22 protein-coding genes and 2 pseudogenes are annotated in these 23977 nt (G+C 63.5%); 18 read left to right on the plus strand and 6 right to left on the minus strand.

Annotated elements, in window-relative coordinates; genetic code table 11:
- The first annotated feature begins 74 nt into the window (after nucleotides 1-74).
- Nucleotides 75-653, plus strand: coding sequence for a cysteine hydrolase family protein (locus H4I97_RS22330; protein WP_182307901.1), 579 nt, complete (start codon nucleotides 75-77; stop codon nucleotides 651-653).
- An 85-nt stretch (nucleotides 654-738) separates the two neighbouring features.
- Here H4I97_RS22330 and H4I97_RS22335 read toward each other — a convergent pair whose 3' ends face one another.
- A complete protein-coding gene (locus H4I97_RS22335) occupies nucleotides 739-1707 on the minus strand; it encodes a helix-turn-helix domain-containing protein (RefSeq protein WP_182307902.1) in 969 nt (322 codons plus the stop codon).
- Nucleotides 1708-1934: 227 nt separating this feature from the next.
- Between H4I97_RS22335 and H4I97_RS22340 the strand changes: the two genes are divergently transcribed.
- The 13 genes and pseudogenes from H4I97_RS22340 to H4I97_RS22400 all read left to right on the plus strand — a co-directional run bounded on the left by H4I97_RS22340 (nucleotide 1935) and on the right by H4I97_RS22400 (nucleotide 14557).
- Entirely contained in the window at nucleotides 1935-2816 is an 882-nt protein-coding gene (locus H4I97_RS22340) for a carbohydrate ABC transporter permease (protein WP_182307903.1), read from the plus strand.
- 3 nt (nucleotides 2817-2819) lie between these two features.
- Complete coding sequence (locus H4I97_RS22345; RefSeq protein ID WP_182307904.1) at nucleotides 2820-3725, plus strand: carbohydrate ABC transporter permease; 906 nt, start codon at nucleotides 2820-2822, stop codon at nucleotides 3723-3725.
- Nucleotide 3726: 1 nt separating this feature from the next.
- Complete coding sequence (locus H4I97_RS22350; protein WP_182307905.1) at nucleotides 3727-4866, plus strand: ABC transporter ATP-binding protein; 1140 nt, start codon at nucleotides 3727-3729, stop codon at nucleotides 4864-4866.
- A complete protein-coding gene (locus H4I97_RS22355) occupies nucleotides 4863-6128 on the plus strand; it encodes an ABC transporter substrate-binding protein (protein WP_182307906.1) in 1266 nt (421 codons plus the stop codon). The genes H4I97_RS22350 and H4I97_RS22355 overlap by 4 nt, the downstream gene beginning before the upstream one ends.
- A 59-nt stretch (nucleotides 6129-6187) precedes the next feature.
- Nucleotides 6188-7738 (plus strand): polygalacturonase PglA, encoded by a 1551-nt coding sequence (gene pglA, locus H4I97_RS22360; RefSeq protein ID WP_182307907.1) that lies wholly within the window; start codon nucleotides 6188-6190, stop codon nucleotides 7736-7738.
- Nucleotides 7735-8832, plus strand: coding sequence for a glycoside hydrolase family 88/105 protein (locus H4I97_RS22365; protein ID WP_182307908.1), 1098 nt, complete (start codon nucleotides 7735-7737; stop codon nucleotides 8830-8832). Before pglA ends, H4I97_RS22365 begins: the two co-directional genes overlap by 4 nt.
- 103 nt (nucleotides 8833-8935) lie before the next feature.
- A complete protein-coding gene (locus H4I97_RS22370) occupies nucleotides 8936-9241 on the plus strand; it encodes a type II toxin-antitoxin system TacA family antitoxin (protein ID WP_378143324.1) in 306 nt (101 codons plus the stop codon).
- Nucleotides 9241-9734 (plus strand): annotated as a pseudogene (locus tag H4I97_RS22375) (GNAT family N-acetyltransferase). Before H4I97_RS22370 ends, H4I97_RS22375 begins: the two are co-directional and overlap by 1 nt.
- Nucleotides 9735-9915: 181 nt before the next feature.
- Nucleotides 9916-10473, plus strand: coding sequence for an iron transporter (locus H4I97_RS22380; protein ID WP_378143325.1), 558 nt, complete (start codon nucleotides 9916-9918; stop codon nucleotides 10471-10473).
- 57 nt (nucleotides 10474-10530) lie between these two features.
- Nucleotides 10531-10875, plus strand: a complete 345-nt coding sequence (locus H4I97_RS22385) for a cupredoxin domain-containing protein (RefSeq protein WP_378143326.1) — start codon at nucleotides 10531-10533, stop codon at nucleotides 10873-10875.
- A 69-nt stretch (nucleotides 10876-10944) separates the two neighbouring features.
- On the plus strand, nucleotides 10945-11781 hold the full coding sequence (locus tag H4I97_RS22390) for an FTR1 family iron permease (protein WP_182307911.1): 837 nt from the start codon (nucleotides 10945-10947) through the stop codon (nucleotides 11779-11781).
- Entirely contained in the window at nucleotides 11778-13196 is a 1419-nt protein-coding gene (locus H4I97_RS22395; RefSeq protein WP_182307912.1) for a 4Fe-4S binding protein, read from the plus strand. Before H4I97_RS22390 ends, H4I97_RS22395 begins: the two co-directional genes overlap by 4 nt.
- A 440-nt stretch (nucleotides 13197-13636) precedes the next feature.
- Nucleotides 13637-14557 (plus strand): nucleotidyltransferase and HEPN domain-containing protein, encoded by a 921-nt coding sequence (locus H4I97_RS22400; protein WP_182307913.1) that lies wholly within the window; start codon nucleotides 13637-13639, stop codon nucleotides 14555-14557.
- Between the two features lie 61 nt (nucleotides 14558-14618).
- On the opposite strand, the gene H4I97_RS22405 is transcribed toward H4I97_RS22400, so the two are convergent.
- From H4I97_RS22405 to H4I97_RS22415, 3 genes are read right to left on the minus strand one after another with little or no spacing between them, the layout of a single operon-like run.
- Nucleotides 14619-15599 carry a PDR/VanB family oxidoreductase gene (locus H4I97_RS22405; RefSeq protein ID WP_182307914.1) on the minus strand — a complete coding sequence of 327 codons (981 nt, stop codon included), beginning with the start codon at nucleotides 15597-15599 and terminating at the stop codon, nucleotides 14619-14621.
- Between the two features lie 42 nt (nucleotides 15600-15641).
- Nucleotides 15642-16385, minus strand: coding sequence for a GntR family transcriptional regulator (locus tag H4I97_RS22410; RefSeq protein ID WP_182307915.1), 744 nt, complete (start codon nucleotides 16383-16385; stop codon nucleotides 15642-15644).
- A 3-nt stretch (nucleotides 16386-16388) separates the two neighbouring features.
- Nucleotides 16389-17438 (minus strand): aromatic ring-hydroxylating dioxygenase subunit alpha, encoded by a 1050-nt coding sequence (locus H4I97_RS22415; RefSeq protein ID WP_182307916.1) that lies wholly within the window; start codon nucleotides 17436-17438, stop codon nucleotides 16389-16391.
- 193 nt (nucleotides 17439-17631) lie between these two features.
- Here H4I97_RS22415 and H4I97_RS24690 point away from each other — a divergent pair, with 193 nt between their 5' ends.
- Both H4I97_RS24690 and H4I97_RS22425 read left to right on the plus strand, forming a co-directional pair.
- A complete protein-coding gene (locus H4I97_RS24690; RefSeq protein WP_244658829.1) occupies nucleotides 17632-18021 on the plus strand; it encodes a GNAT family N-acetyltransferase in 390 nt (129 codons plus the stop codon).
- Nucleotides 17921-18787 carry a hypothetical protein gene (locus tag H4I97_RS22425; RefSeq protein ID WP_244658911.1) on the plus strand — a complete coding sequence of 289 codons (867 nt, stop codon included), beginning with the start codon at nucleotides 17921-17923 and terminating at the stop codon, nucleotides 18785-18787. Before H4I97_RS24690 ends, H4I97_RS22425 begins: the two co-directional genes overlap by 101 nt.
- A 64-nt stretch (nucleotides 18788-18851) precedes the next feature.
- On the opposite strand, the gene H4I97_RS22430 is transcribed toward H4I97_RS22425, so the two are convergent.
- Nucleotides 18852-20918 (minus strand): ATP-dependent helicase, encoded by a 2067-nt coding sequence (locus H4I97_RS22430; RefSeq protein WP_182307918.1) that lies wholly within the window; start codon nucleotides 20916-20918, stop codon nucleotides 18852-18854.
- Nucleotides 20919-21300: 382 nt separating this feature from the next.
- Here H4I97_RS22430 and H4I97_RS22435 point away from each other — a divergent pair, with 382 nt between their 5' ends.
- Both H4I97_RS22435 and H4I97_RS22440 read left to right on the plus strand, forming a co-directional pair.
- Nucleotides 21301-21570, plus strand: coding sequence for a hypothetical protein (locus tag H4I97_RS22435; RefSeq protein WP_182307919.1), 270 nt, complete (start codon nucleotides 21301-21303; stop codon nucleotides 21568-21570).
- Nucleotides 21571-21651: 81 nt separating this feature from the next.
- Nucleotides 21652-22238, plus strand: a pseudogene (locus H4I97_RS22440) (nucleotidyl transferase AbiEii/AbiGii toxin family protein); the annotation flags it as partial.
- Between the two features lie 145 nt (nucleotides 22239-22383).
- Here the strand turns inward: H4I97_RS22440 and H4I97_RS22445 are convergent.
- Nucleotides 22384-23976 (minus strand): ABC transporter ATP-binding protein, encoded by a 1593-nt coding sequence (locus H4I97_RS22445; protein ID WP_182307920.1) that lies wholly within the window; start codon nucleotides 23974-23976, stop codon nucleotides 22384-22386.
- Between the last annotated feature and the right edge of the window lies 1 nt (nucleotide 23977).

Below are 23977 nucleotides of genomic sequence, written 5' to 3' on the forward strand. Positions count from 1 at the left end.
GCGCCTGCGTGCCGGAGGAGGGAACAGGAGGGGCCGTGAGCCGGTTCGAGTGGGCATCAAGAGAGGATTGCCTGATGAGCAACGGCGCCTTCGTCCACCTTTGCATCGACATGCAGGAGATGTTCAAACAGCCGACGCCCTGGCACGTGCCGTGGATGGCGCAGGTCGCCGACACGGTCGTCGAGGTGGCCGAACGGTTGAGCGACAAGACGATCTTCACCCGGTTCATCCCACCGCGGCGACCCGACGAGATCTGGGGCATGTGGCGGAGCTACTACGAGAAATGGCCGATGATGACGGGAGAGCATCTGGAGCCGGAGCTCCTCGATCTCGTGCCGGAGCTGCGCCGGCTCGTACCGCCCGCCCGCATTTTCGACAAGGCGACGTACTCCCCCTGGTTTGACGGCAGCCTCGACTGGATGTTGAAGGGAGAGCGGGTATCGAACCTCGTCGTGACGGGCGGCGAGACGGATGTCTGCGTGCTCGCAGCCGTCCTCGGTGCTGTCGACCTCGGCTACCATGTCGTGGTCCTCTCGGACGCCGTCTGCAGCGGTGCCGACGAGACCCATGATGCATCGCTCGAAGTGCTCGGCGAACGCTTGTCCGTGCAGGTGGAGATCTGCCGGACCGAGGCGTTCCTGTCTTCGTTGTGAGGGACGGCATCTTCGACGCCGATGCACGAGGCGGGACGGCCGGACGGGCAACCTGACCGCCCGTCTGACCCCGGTTGAAACGCCTTCAAGTCGAAGGAAAATGCGTCGTCCTCGGCAACGAGCCCGCGCCCCTTCTCTTGCCTGAGAACGCCTGCGCCAACGCCTCGGCCTGCTCCGGTTCGTCAAACCGCATCAATCCACCGTGCCGGCTCTGGCGAACGCAACGCACGTGGTCCCGGGGACTTAAGCCGGTGATGCGGCGGAACATGCGCGAGAAATAGTAGGGATCGGCATAGCCGACTTCCGCTGCGGCACTCGCCACGGGAAGACCCGCCTCGAGAAAATGCATGGCGCGCTCCATGCGCTGCACTTCCTGGTACTTGCGTGGCGTCCGGCCGACGCGCTTCTTGAATTCGCGCAGGAAATAATCGCGGTTGAAGGCCGATCCGGCGACAGCCCTTTCCGCAATGTCCGGGTCGAGAGGATTGGCGGCGATCATGGTCGCGGCCTTCATGACGGCGAGATCGAGCGCATCGGCGCCTTCCGGCTGGTAGGCGGCACGGTCACGCCAGCCCATGAAGGCATCCTCGATGAAGGCAATCAGGATATACATGAACAGGTGGTGCTGGCCGAGCGTGACCGAGGACGGCGGCGCCGTCTGGCGGTACTGGCGCACCAGCGGTTCGAGCAGGTTCCAGCGGCTGAGCGGCACCTTCGGCCGGAGTTCCATTTGTGCCAGCAGGTCGTGGCGGCCGTAGATGTCGAGCGTGAAATGCTGGGCGATGCCGAGATAGGTGGCGGCATCCCCGTTCCAGCCCTGAAAGCGCTGGCCACGACGGATCAGCATGGCTTCGCCCGGCTCGATCGTGCGGGGCTCGCCGTCGATGAGATAATGGCCGCGTCCGGTGAGCCCGATCACCAGATCGTCGACCGAATTCGTCTTGTCGATGCGCCAGGTCTGCGAATGCTCCATGCGGATCGTCGCCCGCGTCAGGTTTAAGGTCAGCGCCGAGGGCGGAATACGGGAGAGGATACCGCCTTCGATTTCGTCCATCTTTTTTTCGCCTTTGTTTATTCATTCAGCGAGGGAAATACGATTATGTCACCCCACACACGGCAGAGGCAAACCGAATTGTCTCGGGAGGAGATCGGAAATGGGGTCGAGGCGGTGCGCCGCGCATCCTCACCCAATACGATCCGGGAGCTTGACTTGTACGAAACCGCATCTATTCGCGCCGTCGCGGGTCATTGGTTGAGCCACTGTTGCAAGGGGGCGCACGCGTGAAGAACCAGCGCCTTCTCGGCCTCGCCTATTTGGCACCCTACGTCCTCGGTCTTCTGGTTTTCACGGCTATTCCGTTCCTGTCGTCGCTCTACCTGAGCTTCACCAGCTACGACCTGATGAACAGTCCGAAATGGACGGCGCTTGCCAATTACGAGCGGCTGTTCACCCGCGACCGGACCTTCATCAAGTCGCTCAACGTCACGCTGCTCTACGTCTTCATCACGGTGCCGCTGAAGCTCGCCTTCGCGCTCTTCATCGCGGCGATCCTGAACTACAGGCTGAAGGCGATCAACCTCTTCCGCACCGCCTTCTACGTGCCGTCGATCCTCGGCGGCTCGATCGCGATCGCGGTGCTGTGGCGCTACCTGTTCTCCACCGAGGGGCTGGTCAATATGGCGCTGGCGACGATCGGTTTCGCGCCGGTCGACTGGTTCGGCGACCCGACCAACGCGCTGTTCACCATCACGCTCCTGCGCTGCTGGCAGTTCGGCTCGGCCATGGTGATCTTTCTCGCCGCGCTGCAATCGATTGACAAGTCCCTCTACGAAGCGGCGGCGATCGACGGTGCCGGCAAGGTGACGAGCTTTGTCTTCATCACGCTACCGCTTTTGACGCCGGTGATCTTCTTCAACCTGATCATGCAAATGGTCCAGGCCTTCCAGGAGTTCAACGGCCCCTACATCATCACCCAGGGCGGGCCGCTCAAGTCGACCTATCTGCTGCCGCTCTACATCTACGAAGAAGCCTTCAAGAAGTTCAACATGGGCTATGCCTCGGCGATCGCCTGGGTCCTGTTTCTCATCATCATGGCGCTCACGCTTCTCGCCTTCTGGTCGTCGAAGAAGTGGGTCTACTACGCCGGCGACAAGAGGAACTGAGAGATGACCGAGATCCACGCCACCACCACCGATCTTGGCGGCCTCAACGCGAAGGCGGCGGCGAGACGCGCCCGCTTGGAGACGATTTCGACCGTGATCCGCTACGGCCTGCTCCTCGCGGTCGGCTTCGTCATGCTCTATCCGCTGATCTGGCTGATCGGCGCGAGCTTCAAGACCAATTCTGAGATATTCGCGGGGGCCGGCTTCATTCCCGAACACCCGACGCTCGACGGCTATATCAAGGGCTGGCAGACCTCGACGCCCTACACCTTCGGCCGGTTCTTCTGGAATTCCTTCCTCATCATCCTGCCCAAGGTAATCGGCACGGCGATCTCCTGCACGTTCGCGGCCTACGCGTTCGCCCGGTTCGACTTCCCGCTGAAGAAGGTCCTGTTTTCGTCGGTGATCGCGATCCTGCTCCTGCCCAACGTCGTGACGCGCATTCCGCAATACATTTTGTTTCGCGACCTCGGCTGGCTGGATAGTTTCCTGCCCCTCTGGGTGCCCTCGGCGCTCGCGGGTGACGCCTTCTTCGTCTTCATGCTGGTGCAGTTCCTGCGCTCGCTGCCGCGCGACATGGAGGAGGCGGCACGGGTCGACGGTGCCAACAGCCTGCAGACGCTCGTATACATCGTCGTGCCGATGCTGGCGCCGGCGCTGATCTCGGTGTGCCTGTTCCAGTTCATGTGGACCATGAACGACTTCCTCGGGCCGCTCATCTACATCTCCTCCGTCGACAAGTACCCGGTGAGCCTGGCGCTCAAACTCTCCATCGACACCACCGAGGCCTTTGAATGGAACCGCATCCTCGCGATGTCGGTGCTCACCATCACGCCGGCACTCGTCGTGTTCTTCGTCGCCCAGCGGTATTTCATCGAGGGCATTTCCGCCGGGAGCAGGAAAGGCTGACATGGCACGCGTTCACTTGAGGAATCTCGAAAAAATCTACGGCGGCACCGTGAAGGCGGTGCACGGCATCGATCTCGACATAGCCGACGGCGAGTTCATGGTGCTGGTCGGGCCGTCCGGCTGCGCCAAGTCGACGACCCTGCGCATGATCGCCGGCCTCGAGGAAATCAGCGGCGGCGAGATCGTCATTGGCGAACAGCGGGTCAACGACCTGCCGCCGAGCCGGCGATCGATCGCCATGGTGTTCCAGAACTATGCGCTCTATCCGCACATGAAGGTGCGCGGCAATCTCGCCTTCGGGCTCAGGATCGCCGGTACGCCCAAGGCCGAGATCGCGGCGGCGATCGACAATGTCGCACGCATTCTCGAAATCGAGCCGCTGCTCGACCGGCTGCCGAAGCAGCTCTCGGGCGGTCAGGCGCAGCGCGTGGCGCTCGGCCGCGCGCTGATCAAGAAACCGGGCGTCTTTCTGTTCGACGAGCCGCTCTCCAATCTCGACGCCAAGCTGCGTGCCTCGATGCGGGTGCGGATCACCGACCTGCACCGCCAGCTGAAAGCCGATGGGCTGTCGTCGACCGTGGTCTATGTCACCCATGACCAGACCGAGGCGATGACGATGGGCGACCGCATCTGTGTCATGCAGGCGGGCCGTATCATGCAGGTGGCGACGCCGAAGGAACTCTACAACGCGCCCGCCAATCTGTTCGTCGCCGGCTTCATCGGCAGCCCGGAAATGAACCTCGTCGACGGAGCGCTCGACGGCACCGACTTCGTCATCGGCGGCCAGCGCCTTCGCCTCGGTGAGGTAGTGGCCGGCCGCCTGGCGGCGCGACCCGACGCGGCCGTGCTCGGCATTCGGCCGCAGCACCTGGCGCTCGCCGGCACCGGTCCGGGGGTCGAGGCGCGGCTGACGAGCGCCGAGTTCATGGGCCATGAGGTCAACCTGCACGCCGATCTGGAAGGGCAACGCATCGTCGCGGTGGTCAGTGCCGCGGAATTCGAGGCGCTCGGGACCGGCGACCGGATCGCACTTCGGCCGGAGCTCTCATCCCTGCATGTTTTCGACAAGACCGACGGGCGCAACATTTCGCTGCGAGGAGGCAGCGTTGCGCCCGAGACACCAAGAGGAGGAGAAGCATGACCAAAGGACGGATATCCAACATTCTCGCCGGCACCGCGCTCGGCGTCATCGGGTTTGCATCCGCCGTGCCGGCTGCCGAGCTGCGTATGTCGTGGTGGGGCGGAGAAAGTCGCCATGTCGCGACACAGAAGGCGCTGGAGGCCTGCGGCGCCAAGCACGGTCATACCGTCAAGGGCGAGTTTACAGGTTTCGACGGATATCTCGAAAAGCTCACGACACAGATGGCCGGCCAGACCGAGGCCGACATCGTCCAGGTCAACTGGCCATGGCTGCCGCTGTTCTCCAGGAATGGCGACGGGTTCGCCGATCTGAGGACGCTGAAGGCGATCGATCTGTCGAACTGGAGCGAGGCTGATCTCGCCTCCGGCTCGATGAACGGTGTGCTGCAGGGCCTGTCTGTGTCGACAACGGGCCGCGTGTTTCTCTTCAATACGACGACTTTCGAAAAGGCCGGCGTCGCCGTACCGAAATCCTGGGAAGAGCTGTTCGCCGCGACCAAGACGATCAAGGAAAAGCTCGGCAAGGACTACTACACCTTCAACGCGGTGAAGGAGACGGCTCAACTCGTCACAACGCTGGTCGTCGTGCAGAAGACCGGCAAGGACATGGTCGATCCGAAAACCAACCGCGTGGCCTGGACGGCTGACGAACTGGCCGACGGCATCACATTCCTCGGCAAGCTGGTTGAGGACGGCGTAATGCGGTCGCAGAAGGAGGAGGCGGCCGACGGCAATGTCAACCTGTTCGAAAAGCCGGAATGGGCGGAGGGCAAGATCGCTGGTTCCTATGAATGGGACTCGACTTTCGGCAAGTACGCTCATCCGCTGAAAGAAGGCCAGGTGCTGAAGCCGGCCGGCATCCTCAAGATTGACGGCGCCGTGACCGCCGGCGTCTACCGCAAGCCTTCCATGGTATTTTCAATTTCGAAGCATTCGAACAACCAGGAGGCGGCCGCCCAGATTGTAAATTGCCTGCTGAACGAGCCGGAAGGCATCGATGCGCTCGGCACGACGCGGGGCATTCCCGCATCTAAAGCCGCCACCGCGAGGCTTGGACAGACCGGCGAGCCTGAGGTGTGCGAGGCAAACGCGATGGTGATGGCAGCCTCCGGCCCGTCCGTCTCACCGTTCAATGAGAACCCCGAGATCCGCTCCGTCTTCCTGGATACGCTCGAGGAATATGCCTACGGCGAGCTGGATGCAAAAGCCGCCGCGGAACAGATTATCGACGGCAGCAACGACGTACTCGCCAAATTCGACTGAGAACCGATGAAGGCCGCCGCTCCCGTAAGGGGCGGCGGATCACCCACGAGACGGAAATCATGACCCGACCTATCGCAGTTGCGATCTCCGCCCGGATCGCGGCCATACGACTGCCTGTGCCCGGCGCCCTTTACCACCTGCCGCGGCCTTTGGCCTTCCGCCTGACCCCGGTTGCGCGACCCGAGGAGGTGCGTACCGGTCTGGCCGATCGTGCCGTAATGCTCCTCAACGACCTGTCGCCCGGGACAGATTACTGGTTCCAGGCGGACGGGTTGGAGCCTTTCGAATTCAGAACGAGGCCCTGCACCGCGCTCGTCGAGGCGGCGGAGTTCGGGCTGGTGGAGGGAACCGATCTGGCCGACATCGACAGTGCGCGGCACAATGCCGAGGCGCTGGCCAGGGCGGTTCGAGCGGTTCCGGAGGGCGGCACGCTGAGACTTGCGGCCGGTCTCTGGACGGCACTGCCGCTGCGGCTTGCTTCCGGCGTCACGCTGCACCTGGCGAAAGGTGCGGTATTGCGCGGGCCGGCGCTCCGCACCGGCTGGCCGATCCTGCCGGCACGCGACGGTACGGGGCACATGCTCGGGAGCTGGGAAGGGCTGCCGGATGCCTGTTTCGCCGCACCGCTCCATGCCGTCGACGCCGAGCGGCTCACCATCGAGGGCGCCGGCGTGATCGACGGCTCGGGCGATGCCGGGGACTGGTGGACCTGGGCCAAGGAGAGCCGTGAGGGCGCGCGGCGGCCGCGCGGCCTGCACCTCATCCGCTGCCGCAACGTCGCGCTTCTCGGCTTCACCATTCGCAATGCGGCCTCCTGGACCGTGCACCCGCAGGGCTGCGACGGGTTGGTCGCAGCGGGTCTCTCGATCGAGGCTCCGCCTGACAGCCCCAATACCGACGGCTTCAATCCGGAGAGTTGCCGCGACGTGAGGATCGAAGGCGTGCGCTTCTCGGTCGGTGACGACTGTATCGCCGTCAAGGCCGGCAAGCGCGGCCCGTCCGGCGAGGCCGACCACCTGTCCGAGACACGCGGTGTCAGGGTGCGTCATTGCCTCATGGAGCGTGGCCATGGCGGCCTCGTCATCGGTTCGGAAATGTCCGGTGGCGTCCACGACGTCACCATAGAGGACAGCGAGATGCTGGGCACCGATCGGGGACTCAGGCTGAAGACCCGGCGCGGTCGGGGAGGGGCCATCTCGCGCGTGGCGATGCGCCGGGTCCGGATGGAGCGTGTGCTGACGGCGATCTCCGCCAATGCCCATTATCATTGCGATGCCGACGGCCACGAGGGGTGGGTGCAATCACGTGTGCCCGCGCCGGTCGGCACAGGCACGCCGGTCATCGAAGACGTCGACGTCCATCATCTCGCCCATGCCGCCGGCGTCTTCCTCGGACTCCCCGAGACGCCGATCCGCGGTGTACGCATCCGTCGTCTTCGCCTGCATTCCTCGGCGCCCGAGGCCGTCGCCACGCCGCCGGTGATGGCCGATCACGTCCGGCCGATGCGACACGAGCGGATCGTTGCGGAGCATGCCGACATCTCCTGCGACGATCCCGCGCTTCTTTCTTCCGCCTCCGTTTCCATTCCCTCCGTCAGGGACGCTCCATGAACCCGCGCGATTATTTCGACGACTATTGCCGACGCTATCGACCCTACAAGGGCGGCGCCTGGTGCTATGAGGACGGCTGCATCTATCGCGGCCTCGTCCTGCTGTCCGAAGCGACCGGCGAGGCCCGCTGGCGCGATCATCTCCTGCGTCTCATCGGGCCGCAGGTCCGCGCCGACGGAACCCTCAGTGGCTATGACCCCGACGAGTTCAACATCGACAACATATTGCCGGGCCGTGCGCTCCTTCATCTTGCCGCCGTCACCGGCGAGCCGCGTTATCTTGCCGGCGCCAGCCAGCTGATGGGCCAGCTCGAGCGCCATCCGCGTCTGCGCGCCGGCAATTACTGGCACAAGGAGCGTTATCCGCATCAGGTCTGGCTCGACGGGCTCTACATGGGCCTGCCGTTTCAGATCGAATACGGGCGTGTAACGAGCAGGTCCGGACTGATCGCCGATGCCTTGCAGCAATTTTCCACTGCACTGGCGCTGACGGCGACAGTCGGTGGGCTTTACGTGCACGGCTATGACGAGAGCCGCAAACAAGGCTGGGCCGATCCCGTCACCGGCAAGTCGCCGGCGGTATGGGCGCGCGCCGTCGGGTGGCTCGCTATGGCGCTGGTCGATGCCCTGACCCTCTTGCCCGCGGACGAGGCGACCGCTTCGCTCAGGCGCGCAACGCGCCTTCTGCTGCAGGAGATCATTGCCCGTCAGAGACCCTCGGCTTTGTGGATGCAGGTTCTTGACGCGCCGGCCCTTGAAGGCAACTACGAGGAAAGCTCGGCATCGGCGATGTTTGCCTATGCGCTGCTGCGTGCTGCACGCTTAGGGTTGATGGAGCCTGAATGGACGAAGGCCGCGGCGGCTGCCGGACGGCGGTCACTCGAGGCGCTTCTATCGAACCGTCTCGTTGCCGACGGGCAGGGTGTCACCCGCTTAACCACCATTGTTCGTGTCGCCGGCTTGGGAGGGTTCGAGGGCCACGACCGGGATGGTACGCCCGGCTATTACCTGTCCGAGCCAGTCGTTTCCGACGACGCGAAGGGTGTCGGGCCACTGATGATGGCCTTCGCGGAGGGCCTGCAGTCCGCCAGATAGCGAGCCGGTCACTCCGATGTCCGCGGAGTCCGGAGCCCGAAAGGATGTGCTGAGGCACGTATATGCAATTACGGATATACAACGTATATCTACGCAACATGAAATGATTGCCGAGGTGAAGGCGGTGACCGCAAAAAACCAAACAGAAACCCGCACAAAGCCTGTCCAGCTTCGGATCCGCACGGATATTTCGGACATTATCGACCAGGCCGCCCGGGCGCAGGGCAAGACGCGATCCGACTTCATGATCGATGCCGCTCGCCGCGCTGCCGAAGATGCACTCCTCGACCGGACGCTCGTTCGTGTCGATGCCGAGAGCTTTCAGCATTATCTCGACGTACTCGATCGACCGCCGGGCGGCGAGGGGTATGCGCGCCTGATGAATGCGCCGAAGCCCTGGCAGTCGTGATGCTGTCGGCGCCGACGCCGCTCGTCGAATGACACAATCTCGATCTCTTCGACAGCGGCTACAATGTCTTGGATGACTGGTTGCGACGGCGTGCCCGCGCCAATCAGATCAGCGGCGCGTCCCGCATCTATGTCGTATGTGAGCACGGCGTCTTCTTCGGCTATTACAGCCTCTCGTCCGGCGCACTTGCGATTGGTGAGGCCCCGGGGTCGCTGCGCCGTAAGATGCCGGATCCCACCCGATGTCTGTTCTCGGCCGGCTGGCGGTCGACAGGGCGTGGCAGGGAAGGGGCCTCGGTGTAGCTTTGCTCCAGGATGCCGTACTGCGCGCTGGCCAGGCGGCGCATATCATGGGCATTCGCGGCATTCTCGTGCATGCCCTTTCAGACGAGGCCAAGACATTCTACGAACGCCACGGCTTTGCTGCGTCGCCGCGCCCGCCCATGACGCTTGTCCTGTCTCTGAAACAGGCTGTTTCCCTGGCCGCGCGTTGACGGTTTCCCGGACGTCTTGGATCCGCGAACAGGCAGCGGCAACACGTCGCGGGGATTGGGCGTTGCGGCTTCACCTTTTTTACCGATTTGCGCTGGATCAAAGATGACTATTTAAGTATGGTATTCATTGTCACGGCGAATGCAAGTCATTCGCAACAGTGTCGAACGAACACAAGGGACAATGATGAGACATCTTCGCCGAGCCGGGACATCCGGCGCAGTCGCCGGCTTCCTTCTCCTCTCCGCATCGGCGGTAACAGCCGCGGAATACCCGATCGGGGAGCCGCAGTCCGGCGGCGGGCTCGAGATTGCCGCGGTCTATCTGCAGCCGATCGAGATGGACCCGCCGGGCATGATGCGTCCCGCAGCCGATTCTGACATCCATTTGGAAGCGGATATCCATGCGCTCGCCGACAATCCGAACGGCTTTGCCGAGGGTGAGTGGGTACCGTATCTCGTCGTCGACTACGAACTGACGAAAGTGGACACCGGTGAAGCAGTATCTGGCCGGATGATGCCGATGGTCGCGAGCGACGGTCCGCACTACGGTGACAATCTGAAGATCGCCGGCATGGGCAATTACCGGCTGAAGCTGACCGTCTCGCCGCCGGACAAGGATCCGATGGGCCATTTCGGCCGCCACACCGACAAGGAGACCGGCGTCGCTTCCTGGTTCGCTCCCGTCACCAACGAATACACCTTCACCTTCGCCGGTACCGGCAAGAAGGGTTCCTACTGACGATACGGCGCCGTCGGGGAACCATCTGTTCCCCGCTTCGCTGCGCAAGGAGACAATATGCGCTCGAACATACTCACCCCGATGCTGCTGGCCGTGCTTCTCGCGGCACCTGCCGTGGTGCACGCCGGCGACCCGGCGAGCTTCGTCCTCGAAATGAACGACGGCGTCCTCAACCCTGCCCGGATCGAGATTCCCGCAGGAACCGAGGTCAAGATCATCCTGCGCAATACCGGCACAACGCCGGCCGAGTTCGAGAGCCTGCGCCTGCGCAAGGAGAAGGTTCTGGCGCCGGGTGCGGAATCCTTCGTCGTCATCCGCAAGGCCTCGCCAGGCGAATATCCCTTCTATGACGAATTCCACATGGACAAGGGCCAGGGCGTCATCGTGGCGCGCCAGGACTGAGACTGATAATACGCGCGACGGAAGCTCCGCCGCTCGACATCTTCCTCCCACAGGAATAGACGGCCGATCATGTTCGTACAAACCTTCTTCATCGTCTGGCGTGAAAGCATCGAGGCTCTGCTCGTGGTCGGCATCCTGCATGCCTGGCTCCGTCACAATGGAACCGGACGGGGCGCGACGGGCTATCTGTGGAGCGGGGTCGCGGCGGGTATCATCTGTGCGGGCCTGCTCTCGGTGGTGTTGATGCGCTTCAGCGCGGCCCTGCCGCCGGAAGGGCAGGACTGGTTCCAGGCAGCGCTCATCCTTGCCGCTTGTGCCCTGATCGTGCAGATGGTGTTCTGGATGCGCCGCCACGGCCGCACCCTGAAACGGGATCTCGAGCAGGGCCTCTCCGAAAGCCTGCGCCGGGGCAATCTCTGGGGCATCTTCGCGGTTGCGGCGATTGCCGTGATGCGGGAGGGCGCCGAGACGGTGATCTTTTTGCAGGGCGTCATTGCTTCCGCTGCCGGAACCGGAGGTCAGATCGCCGTCGGCATCGTGTCTGCGGTGCTTGCGGCGGGCGCGACCTACGGGCTGCTGCAGCTTGGTGGACGCTATCTCTCCTGGCGCCTGTTCTTCCGCCTGACCGAGGCAATGCTGCTTCTGCTCGCCTCCGCGCTGCTGGTGACCGGGACCGGCTATCTCATTTCTCTCGGTCTGCTGCCATATTCCGAACCGCTCTGGGATACCTCCTTCCTGCTCGACGATATGACGCGCCTTGGCGGGATCGTCGCCGGCCTTACCGGCTATCGGGCGATGCCCGACGCGGTCACGGTCGCGACCTGGGTTCTTTACTGGAGCGGGATCATCTTTGCGTTCCGGATGCAGGCGCGGCAGGCGAGACCTGTAGCACAGGCTTCCGCATGACACCGATCACGATCTACACCGCGCCGCCACGGGCATCACGCGGCGGGGCAAGCGCGAGGCTGGCCGCCGTCGGCGACTGGCTTCGCCTGCACCAGAAGGCGGTATTTCGATTGCAATGGGGCGTCGTCCTCATCTACGCCGTATTGCTGATCGTACCGGCGGTGATGCCGCTGCCGGACAATGCCGCGCATATCTGGAACGACGTCTCGCTCTTTGCCCGCTTTGTCTTCTGGGGCATCTGGTGGCCGGGCGTGCTCATCAGCATGCTGCTCTTCGGGCGGCTCTGGTGCGGCATCTTCTGTCCGGAAGGGGCGCTGACGGAAATGGCGAGCAAGCGCGGCCGCGGCCGGGCGATCCCGCGCTGGATCCGCTGGCAGGGCTGGCCGTTCGCCGCCTTCGTGCTGACGACGGTCTACGGCCAGCTGGTCAGCGTCTATCAGTATCCGCTGCCCGCACTGCTGATCCTCGGCGGATCGACGGCCGCCGCAATCCTCATCGGCTATCTCTATGGTCGCGGTCACCGGGTCTGGTGCCGTTATCTCTGCCCGGTGAGCGGCGTCTTCGGCCTGCTCGCGAAGCTCGCGCCCGTCCATTATCGCGTTGACCACCGCGAATGGGACCAATGCCCGCCGCAGCTCGGCCGCACGCTCAACGTTTCCTGCGCGCCCATGGTGCCGCTCAGGACGATGGAGAGCGCGTCGTCCTGTCATATGTGCGGGCGCTGCGCCGGATTCCGCAATGCGATCGAACTTGCCGCGCGTCCGCCGGGCTCGGAGATCGTCGAGGTCAGCGGGAAGACCGCAAATCTCTGGGACACGCTGCTGATCGTGCCGGGCCTCATGGGTGTCGCCGTCGGCGCCTTCCATTGGGCGTCGTCGCCATGGTTCGTGGCGCTGAAACAGAAGGCGGCCGTCTGGCTCGTCGGAAACGGCGAAACCTGGCCGCTCGAACAGAGTCTGCCATGGTGGTTGCTCACCAATTATCCGGCACATAACGACGTGCTGAGCGTGCTCGACGGAGCCGTGCTGCTCTTTTACATCGCAGCCACCGCTGCCGTCGCCAGCGTTGCGATCCTGCTGCCGCTCATGCTTGCGGCCCGGGTCGTCGGCCCGTGGAGCGCGCAGCGCTTCCATCATATGGTCCACGGGCTCCTGCCGCTCGCGGCATGCGGCGTGATCCTCGGCCTATCGGCCCAAACGGTCACGCTGCTCAGGACCGACGGCTTCCCGCTTGCCTGGGCGAACGACATCAGGATGATGGCTCTTGCCGTCGCCGCGGCCTGGAGCCTCCTCCTGGTCTGGAAGATCGCGGGGCGATATAACCCCGGGCCTCGGCGCGTGGTCGCGACTGCAGTGAGCAGCGGCGCGGTCGCGGCCGCCCTGCTGCCCTGGGTGCTGTTGTTTTGGATCTGGTGAGGTAACTTCATAACCGCGCGAGGCATTGAGCGCTGTAACGCTCGGTTCCTCCGCGGTGACCATGTCGTCTGGAACCGTCAAAGCGGGCGGCGAGCAATGATATGGCTGCGCACTGCTTCCAAACTCACTTGTCATGGTCGACGACACGAGTGGTTGTGATGTCCCCGTCTCGCTCAAAGGCTCGCTCATTCTGGTGGCACGCGGCGTAGATTCACTCGCGCAACGGCTGGGATGGTGCCCTTGGATTCGCGGTCGGCCCTTAGCGGAGAGAGACTTGGAGATCAGGGGTGCAAAACCCCGAAGCGAATCCAACTTCGAGCGAATTCAGCGGTTGTCCCGGCATTTTGTTGCAACATTTTGTTGAAATTTCTCGCGCTATAGGCACTCTATGAATTCGGCGCTATTCATGCTCAATGACCTCAAGGAACCCACCGCATCCGATGAAGACCAGCCTCGATCATCTCCCGCATCGAAAGCAGCGTGAGCTCGCGCGCATCGTCGAGGTGCTGCATGAGGAGTTCGAGGACGCCTTGAAGGAGGGAACAGCCGAGTTCAAGAAGCGCGGCCGCATCCTGAAGATCATTCTCTTCGGATCCTACGCCCGCGGAACCTGGGTCGACGAACCGCACACGAAGAAGGGATACAAGTCCGACTATGATCTGCTGATCATCGTCAACAACAAGAAGCTCACGGACTTCGCCACCTACTGGCACAAGGCGCAGGACCGGCTGATGCATTTGCCGGAAATCCAGACGCCCGTCAGCCTGATTGTCCATTCGAGACGCGAGGTGAACACAGCGCTCTACGAAGGGCAGTATTTCTTCGTCGACATACGTCGTGACGGCATCGCGCTCTACGAACTCGACGATGAACCGCTCGCCGAGCCGAAACAACGAACAGCGGCAGACGCCCTGCGGATTGCCGGCGACTATCTTGAAGAGCGCCTGCCGCATGCGAAAGTCTTCCTTAAGACCGCCCGCTTCTGCGTCCGAGAAGACGACCTTAAGGAGGCTGCTTTCCTGCTTCATCAGTCAATCGAGCAGGCCTATTCAGCGCTCCTGCTTGTTCTGACGAGCTACGCTCCTCCCTCCCACAATCTGAAGCACCTGCGCGGCCTCGCCGAGGGCTGTGATCAGCGGCTCGCCGACGTCTGGCTCACCGACCAGCACCAATACGTCGCCTGGTTCAACATCCTTAACGAGGCCTACGTCAAATCCCGCTATTCGAAGCACTACGAGATCAACGAGGAAGCGCTCATTTGGCTCCTCGAGCGCGCCCAGCGACTTATCTTGGAAATCGAGGCAATCTGCCACGGACATCTGGAGAAGCTCCGGCATTCGGTGACCGCCAACGCGAACTGAAGCGCGTGTGCGACCACCCACGACTTCCCTCAATCCAGAGAAGCAGCACCCCTACCGATCCTCACACCGCCTTCTCATGCTGGTAGCCCGTGTCGATGACGAGGTGGCCGCCGAGGGTGCGGGAGACGCAGGCGCACATGCGGTCATTCTCACGCCGCTCGGCCTCCGAGAAGAACACGTCGCGGTGATCGATCTCCTTCTCCGCGGCGACGATGTCGACGGCGCAGAGCCCGCACTCTCCGCGGCGGCAGTCGTAGATCATCGGCACACCGGCCTCCGTCAGCGCATCGAGCATGCTCTGGTCGGCCCTCACCTCGACGGTGCGGCCGAGGCCGGCGACCTCGACGCGGAACGGCTGTTCGGCAAAGCGGCCGCTGTCGCCGAAGACCTCGAAGCGTAGCCGGCTCATCGAGCGGCCGCTCTTCTGCCATGCGGCGCGCGCCGCGTGGAGCATGCCGAGCGGTCCGCAGACATAGGTTTCGCCCTCGGGCGGCAGGCGGGCGAACTCGGCGCCGAGGTCCAGTGTGTGGCCTTCCTCGTCGACGAAGCACTCCATCCGCTCACCGAGCAGCGCTTCGAGCTGGTCGGCAAAGGCCATCTGGCTGCGCGCCCTTGCGGCGTAGACGAGGCGGAGCGGCTGCCCGCGGGCGGCAAGCGCCTTCGCCATGCCGTAGATCGGCGTGATGCCGATGCCGCCGGCGACAAGGAGATAATGCGGCGCCCGCCAGGAGAGCTCGAAGCGGTTTTCCGGGACGGTCATTTCCGTCTCGTCGCCCGGTTCGAGCGTCCACACCCAGGCCGAGCCGCCGCGGCTGTTCGGGTGCCGCTTGACGGCGATCTGAAGCGTGCCGGGTGCGCTCGGGACGACCGTATAAGTGCGGATCGCCGGGCTGCCGGCGATCATCACCCTGACATTGGTATGCGAGCCGGGATCGAAAGCCGGCAGCGGTCCCTCGATTGCGAATGTGACGGCCCTGACCTCGTCTGCCGGCGTCTCGACGGCGATGACCCGCGCCTTGCGCCATTCTTCTCTCGAGCGCATTGATTTCTCCTCCGTAATTCAAGAACCTGTCTGCAGCAGCGCTCAGCCCGACATCAGTGCGAGGGCCAGAACCTTGCGCCTCAGCTCGGGACTTTCCTCAAGCACGAAGTCGAGGTTCTGCCGCGCAATGCGTGCATGTTCGCGCGCCAGCGCCTCGGCGCGTCCGCCTTCGCGAAGCTCGATGGCCGTGACGATCGCCCTGTGCTGTGCCTGCGCGACGACGAGCGAGCGGTAAAACGCCGGCACGTCGACGTCGGTGTTGACGAAGGCGTTCGGGCTCGCAAAGGGCAGGCTGGTGATCCGTTCGAGCTCGCGACGCATCACCTCGCTGCCAGCGAGTTCGGAAAGGAGCGCATGAAAGCGTCCGTTGAGGCTCTCGTAGCGGCCGATGTCGAGCGCCTCCGGGCCTCCGTCGAGCACCGCGTCGATCTGCTCCACCACTTCGCGGATTGCTTTCAATCGTGCCGGTGCGGCGCCGCGCTCGGCAGCAAGCCGCGCGACCGTTCCTTCGAGCACGCCCCGCAGCTCGATCGCATCGATGATATCCTGCCGGGTGAAGCTGCGCACTGCATAGCCGCCGGAAGGAATGAGCGTGACGAGCCCCTCCTGTTCGAGCTTCTGCAGGGCGCTGCGGAGCGGCGTACGCGAGACGTCCAGCCGCTCGGAAAGTGCCACCTCCGACAGCCGCTCGCCGGGCTCGATCTCCCCCTTGAGGATCAGGTCACGCAGGCCCAGCAGGGCCTTTACCGATTGCTGGCGCGGACTGGCCGCCCGTTCCTTCGTCATCTTCTACTCCGCGGCCATCGTCGCCGGGCCGGTCTCGGCATCAATCATCCGGTCGATCAACCTGCGCGCCCACATGGAGCCGGCGTCGATGTTGAGATTGTAGAACTGGTGATCGGGGTTGGCGTCGATCGCGCGCTGCTGGGCCTCCAGTACGACTTCGTCCTCGTGAAAGACACCGGCGACGCCTTCCCGCAGCTCGTGGGTGCGGGCCTGGTTGTGAAGGTCGTAATTGCGCGCGAAGGCCCAGAAGTAGAGGCAGGTCCCGTCGGTCGAGGGCGTGATCGTGTTGAGGACGTAGCCGTTGACGCCCTGCGAGCGGTCGCCTTCGCGCGCACCCGTGCCGGTGGCGGCGACCCCGACGTCGATCGCGATGGTGCAGGGGGCCTCGAAGCGGATGATCTGCCAGCGGTCGACCTTGCCCGGCTTGCCGTATTGTTTCTTCCAGAACGGCGGCGGGTCGATGTTCTCCATCCAGCGGGTGATGTAGGCGAAACGATCCGAATGACTTGCCTCGAACGGCGCCTCGGCGACGGCGCGGTTGCCGATGGAAGAACCATGGACGAAGGTCTCGTGGGTGAGATCCATGAGATTATCGACGACGAGCCGGTAGTCGCATTTGAGCTCGATCAGCTTGCCGTCGGCGGCCCAGGCCGGGTCGTCGTTCCAGTGCAGGTCGGGGATCAGCGCCGGATCCGCGAGCGAGGGGTCGCCCGGCCAGATCCAGATGAAACGGTGACGCTCGGCGACCGGATAGGATTTCACGCAGGCCGAAGGATTGATGGTCTGCTGCGATGGCATGTATACACACCGGCCGGTGTCGTCGAATTCAAGGCCGTGATAGCCGCAGATGACATTGTCGCCGTCGAGGCGACCGAGAGAGAGCGGCACAAGGCGGTGCCAGCAGGCGTCCGCCAGCGCGGCGGGATCGCCGTTTTCCTTGCGGTACAGGACGATCGGCTTGTTGCAGATGGTGCGTGGCAGAAGCGCCCGCTTCAGCTCCACGTCGTAGGCGGCCGCGTACCAGGCGTTCAGCGGATAGCTCAGTCTGTCCATGATCATGTCCTCCTCCGAGGACTAGAAAGACATAATGTATACAATCAGTCAAGGCGGACGCAAAAATCCGGTCCTCACGGCTGAGGATGTATACATGTCGGATGCCTCCGGCCCGGAAGGATCGCGAGGTGCCGCGAGTGGTTCGGCGCCGGTCGCACGGCCTTGTCGCCGCCGTGGCCTTGCGGGCACCTTGATGAACAAGGCCGTTCTCTGGGCCGAGGCAGAGGGCTTGAATACGATCCGCCTGGAAACGCAGACGAACAGTGTCGCCGCATGCCGCTTCTACCAGGACGTCGGCTTCATGCTCGGCGGTTACGACCGGTATCTCTACTGCCGTATGGACCCTGACGACGCCCATGTGGTTGACAATTTTGCGAAAAATGCCGCTCTTGCCATACCTCTGAAACATATTCTGGAGGAATCCCATGCAGCATTTGCCGTATATTGGTTCCGGCCCGTACTGTTACACCAACTCGTTTGCGATGATGTTCGGGGAAGCCGCGCCGTCTTCCGCAGTGACCGAGTTTGCGACCTGCAGTGCATTTGGCATGCAGCTCGTCGGCGGTGCGTTGCCGTTCTTTGATCCGTATGGGTGGACTCCCGATCTCGGCTTCGACGCCGCGCTCGATGCCATGGGATGGACGTCGAGTGTCACCAGCGGAGGGAGTGCCGACGAGGCATTCGAACGCCTTCGTCGCGAGCTCGTCTACGGTCCGGTTTGGGTCGGCCCCCTGGAAATGGGATGGCTTCGTTACCAGCCGGGCATGAACGGGCCGATCGGCGCTGATCACTATCTCGTCGTGCTCGCGATCGAAGGTGACCGCCTCAGGATGCATGATCCCCAAGGGTATCCCTATGCCACTCTGCCGATTGGTGACTTCCTGGAGGCATGGCGGGCCGAGAGCATCGATTACGGGCTCCCTTTCACGATGCGGGCCAACTTTCGCCGTCTGCAGGTGGTGCACGAGGAGGACGTCATCAGGGCGACGCTTCCCGCCGCGGCGGCGTGGCTTTCGATGCAGCAGCAGGAGAATTTGCCAGAAGGAACTCTCGGAAACGGGGACGCCGCCACAGCCTTGGCGTCGATGATCGAGACCGGGTGCGATGAGAGCTTGCGCGGACACTTGATCCATTTTGCTGTTCGCGTGGGCGCCCGGCGGCTCGCCGACGCTGCAACCTGCCTCGCCCGGATCGGCTGCAGGGATGCCGCTCAGGTTCTCTCCGAGCAAGCGGTATTGGTTGGGTCGCTGCAATATTCACTTTCGACCGCACGCGATGCGGAGGCGGCAACTGTGGTCAGGCGGTTGGCCGTGACATACCAGCAACTGTCTGCCGCTCTGCCGTCCTGACGTGGTACCGGAGATCGCGGCGCATAGGCTCTTTGTCGGTCTTAACCTCACCGCTCCGCTGCTCCTATTTCCACATTGCCCGCATGCGGGCGCCGACGTCGACGCGGACCTGCCGCGTGCTGCGTTCGGTGGTCGCGCTCGGCACTTTCGGCCAACTCTTCGTCTCGAAGAGGCCGAGCATGGCGGCCGGGACAAAGCGGGTGCGCGCCGCGTAGACATGGCGGTCGCCCTGCGCATTCTGGCCGTAGGTAAAGAAGCGCTGCGGCGTGACAAGGGTCAGGCTGTCGCGGGCGCGCGTCATGCCGACATAGAGGAGCCGACGCTCCTCCTCGATCTCCGCGGTTGTGCCGACCCCGAGATCGGAGGGAATGCAGCCGTCGACGACGTTCAGCATGAAGACGGAGCGCCATTCCTGCCCCTTGGCCGAATGGATGGTCGAGAGGATCAGGTAGTCCTCGTCAAGCAGCGGAACGCCAGCCTGGTCGCTGGTGGCGTCCGGCGGATCGAGCGTGAGCTCGGTCAGGAAGCGCTCGCGGCTCGGATAGCCGACCGCGATCTGCTCGAGTTGAAGCAGGTCGGCCTTGCGTGTCTCGGCATCCTCGTGGATGCGGTCGAGGTGCGGTTCATACCAGATGCGCGCCGCGCTGATCTCGTTGGGCCAGCCCGGGCCCGTCTTGCGAAGCCCGAGCAGCAGGTCGAGCAGGGTCGGCCAGTCCGCGCCCGTTTTCGGCGGCGCGGGAATTTCGGCAAGCGTCATGAGCGGCTCGGGGTCGGCGGCGATCGCATCGAGGATGCGGCCCGCGGTCTGCGGCCCGACCCCCGGCAGCAGCTGCAGCAGACGGAAGCCTGCGACACGGTCGCGCGGGTTCTGGGCAAAGCGCAGCACCGCCAGCATGTCCTTCACATGAGCGCTATCGAGGAATTTGAGGCCGCCGAACTTGACGAAGGGGATGTTCGAGCGGGTGAGCTCGACTTCGAGCGAACTGCTGTGGTTCGACGAACGGAAGAGCACCGCCTGCTGCTTCAATCCGATGCCGCGCTCTCGGTTTTCGAGAACCTGCTCGACGATGTAGCGGGCCTGGTCGGCCTCGTCGCGGACCGTCACCAGCGCCGGGCGCTCCTCGGCTTCACGGTCGCTCCAGAGGTTCTTGGTGAAGCGCTCGCGCGCCTCGCCGATCACCGCATTCGCCGCGGCGAGGATCGGTTGTGTCGAGCGGTAGTTGCGGTCGAGCGTGACGACATCGGCCGGCGGCGAGAAAGCGTTGGGAAAATCGAGGATGTTGCGCACCGTCGCGGCGCGGAACGAATAGATCGACTGGGCGTCGTCGCCGACGACCGTCAGCCCGTGCCCGCCGGGTTTCAGCGCCAGCAGGATCGCCGCCTGCAGCCGGTTGGTGTCCTGATATTCGTCAACCAGTACATGGTCGAAGCGGCCGGCGATCTCGTCGGCAAGCTCCGGCTCACTCACCATCTGCGCCCAGTAGAGCAGGAGGTCGTCGTAATCGAGCACGTTCTGCACCTGCTTGGCCTCGACATAGGCGGCGAAGAGCTGTTTCAGCTCCTCTTCCCAGCCGGCGACCCAGGGGTAGTGCGCCTTCAGCACCTCGCCGATCGAGGTTTCCGAATTCACCACGCGGGAATAGATCGAAAGGCAGGTGCCCTTGGTCGGGAATCGACTCTCGGTCTTCGAGAGGCCGAGCTCGTGGCGCACGAGATTGATGAGATCGGCGCTGTCCTCGCGATCATGGATGGTGAAATCCTCCGCAAGGCCGATCTGGTCGGCATGGATGCGGAGGAGACGGGCGCCGATGCCGTGGAAGGTGCCGGCCCAGGCGAGTGCGTCGGTCATGACGGCGGCCTTGTCGCCCAGCACCTGACGGCAGATGCGCTCGACGCGGCGGGCCATTTCCGATGCGGCGCGGCGGGAAAAAGTCATCAGGAGGATGCGACGGGGATCGGCGCCGTTGACGATCAGGTGGGCGACGCGGTGGGCGAGGGTATTGGTCTTGCCAGACCCGGCCCCGGCGATGATCAGGAGCGGTCCGGGCAATTGGCCGCCGGGCGCGCCGACACCATGCTCGACCGCGGCACGCTGCCGGTCGTTCAGCTTCTCCAGGTAGGCAAGGCTCATCAGAAATTCTGTCCCCTCATGCGCCAGGACATGCATAGGCACGTCACCGGCATGGCGGAGAGAGCAACACCGCAGGCGCGCCGGTGTCTTGCCGGTGCGTCCGTGTTTTCCGTGAGTTGACCTTGCCGCCGCATTTCCTCGTCATCGTTCACGTGCGCTGAGGCAAGTTCCCCGCGCTCGCAGAACGAATTAGGAACATAACCCGATGAGGATCGGATGGGAAGGGCGTCGGTGTGAATGAAGATTACGCGGCATCGACCAGCGTCGGTGCGGTGATCGGACGGTCCCAGGGAGCGGCTAAAGGCACGACGCAGTGGATTTCTTGTTTCCCGGGCTTTGTGGCGTTATATAGATAATCGAGAGAGGTATGCGGTCCGGAAACATGTCGGTTGTTGCGGTAAAGGTTCTGGCCACTGTCAACGCCCCTTACGGGACGGCGCTGTCGGCTGAGCAACTGGCGTCGAAGATTTCTGATCCCGCCAGCGTCGATCTTTTCGATCCATCGGCATTCTGCTTCTTTTCGGAAGTCTACGAGGGCCTCCAGTACTCGTTCCTGGACGAGATGTGCGTCGATCCAATGATTGCCTGCGAATTGGCGCGGAAGTTCTCGGCGCTGGCTGGCTATCCGCTGCCGCTGGCGCGGGCGGCGTAGTTGCCCACGCGCACGAGCGGATGGGGCGACCTGTTTGATCAGGCCGCGCGCATCATCGACCATGCGAACTCCAGGTTCACCTTGATTGACAGATGGAGTTTCGGGGGCGGCACGGCCCTCATGCTGCAGATCGATCACCGCGAGAGCTTCGCCTGTCGACGTCTTCGTCGATGATCCTCAAATCCTGCCGTATCTCAATCCGCAGACACAGGGTTACGCTGAATTTGACGGCCAATGGCTATGTGTCCGACGGATCGAGGACGTTGAAGATTGCCTTTAAGGACATAGGGGAGATCGACTTCATCTGTGCCGCGAGCCTGACTGCCCATCCCGTGGTTGAAGCGCGAGTGCGCGGACGCGACGTCCTGCTCGAGACTCCTGCGGAAATCATCGCCAAGAAGATATGCTACCGTGGTGCGTCGATGCAGCCGCGCGACATGTTCGACATAGCCTGCGTCATCAAGGTTCTAGGCGGAGAATACGCCGTCAGTGCCTTGTTGCCCTTCAAGGAAGAATGCCGGAGGGCCTTGTCTGTCGCACGACGTATGGACCCGCAGCTCGCGGAGACCGTGATGATGAGCCTTCTCTATCGTGAGCGCTTCGCCGACATTCCGAAGCAGGCGCAGGCGATGACGTGCGAACTCCTGGAGACCGTCTGCGCGTCTTCGGACGGTGTTACCGATCCTCGCGATAACAGTCCGGATGAAAGGCCTGACAAAGGCCCTTCCACAGAGGTCAGGAAGCCCTCCATTGTGATCGATCTGCCAACGCCGGCGCTTTAGCCGCCGGCGTCAGCCATAGCCCATGCACCTTTCAGAAGGCGGCCGCCATCAGTTCCTTCGTGTAGGCCTGCTGCGGTGCGTCGAAGATCGCTGCGGTCTCGCCTTCCTCCACGATCACGCCGTTCTTCATCACGACAATGTAGTCGGAGAGCGCCCGCACGACCGCGAGGTCGTGACTGATGAAGAGATAGGAGAGGCCGTGCTTCTGCTGCAGGTCGCGAAGCAGTTCGATGATCTGCTTCTGCACCGACCGGTCGAGTGCCGACGTCGGCTCGTCGAGCACCAGCACCTTCGGTTTCAGCACCATGGCGCGGGCGATGGCGATGCGCTGGCGTTGGCCGCCCGAGAACTCGTGCGGATAGCGGTTGCGAGAGGCAGGATCGAGGCCGACATCCCTGAACGCTTCGACAGCGATCCGGTCGCGCTCGGCACGGCTGATCTCCGGCGCGTGGACGAGCAGGCCCTCGGTCACGATCTGGCCGGCGGTCATGCGCGGCGAGAGCGAGCCGAACGGGTCCTGGAAGACGAGCTGCATCTGGCGGCGTAGGACGCGCATCTGCTGCGCGCTCGCCTTCGAGATGTCCTGTCCGTCGAAGATGACCCGGCCGTCGCTGTCGAAGAGGCGCAGAAGCGCCCGTCCGAGCGTCGACTTGCCCGAGCCGGATTCGCCGACGATGCCGATCGTCTGCCCCTTCCGAAGCGTGATCGTGACGTCGCGAACCGCCTTCACCTCGAGCTTTCTGCGGCCCAGGAACCCGCCGCCGGCGGTGAACGTCACGGCGACGTTGCGACCTTCGAGGAGCCTTGGGGAGTCGGTCGGAACCGGGTCCTTGTGTCCCGTCGGCTCGGCGGCGAGCAGCATCTTCGTGTAGTCGTGCTGCGGATTGGAAAAGATCGCCTCGACCGGCCCCTGCTCGACCACCTCGCCAAGCTTCATCACCGCAACGCGGTCGGCGAAGCGCCGCACGACGTTGAGGTCGTGCGAGATGAATATGATCGAGAGGCCGATCCGCTCCTTCAGTTCGCGCATCAGGTCGAGGATCTGCGCCTGAATAGTGACGTCGAGCGCCGTCGTCGGCTCGTCGGCGATCAGGAGTTCCGGGTCGTTGGCGAGCGCCATGGCGATCATTACGCGCTGGCGCTGGCCGCCGGATAGCTCATAAGGGTAGGAGTCGATCCGGTGCTCGGGGTCGGGGATCTTGACGAGCTTCAGCAGCTCGATCGCCTTCGCCCGTGCCTCCTTCGCCGAGAGACCCTTGTGGTGGATCATCGGCTCGGCGAGCTGGTAACCGATCTTGTAGAGCGGATCGAGTGAGGTCATCGGCTCCTGGAAGATCATGGTCACCCGCTCGCCGCGGATGTGGTTCAGCCCTTTCACCGGCAGGCCGAGGATTTCGGCACCGTCGAGCCTTGCCGAACCGGAGGCGGAGCCGTTTGCGGCGAGCAGGCCCATCATAGCCATCATCGTCTGGCTCTTGCCGGAGCCGGACTCGCCGACGATCGCAAGGGTCTCGCCGCGTTTGACATCGAGGCTGATGCCCTTGACCGCCTCGACCTTGCCAAGTGGCGTGTCAAACCAGACGCGCATATCGCGTATTTGAAGCAGCATATCCGTTTTGGTCATC

This window comes from Ciceribacter thiooxidans (genome assembly GCF_014126615.1).
Lineage (GTDB): Bacteria > Pseudomonadota > Alphaproteobacteria > Rhizobiales > Rhizobiaceae > Allorhizobium > Allorhizobium thiooxidans.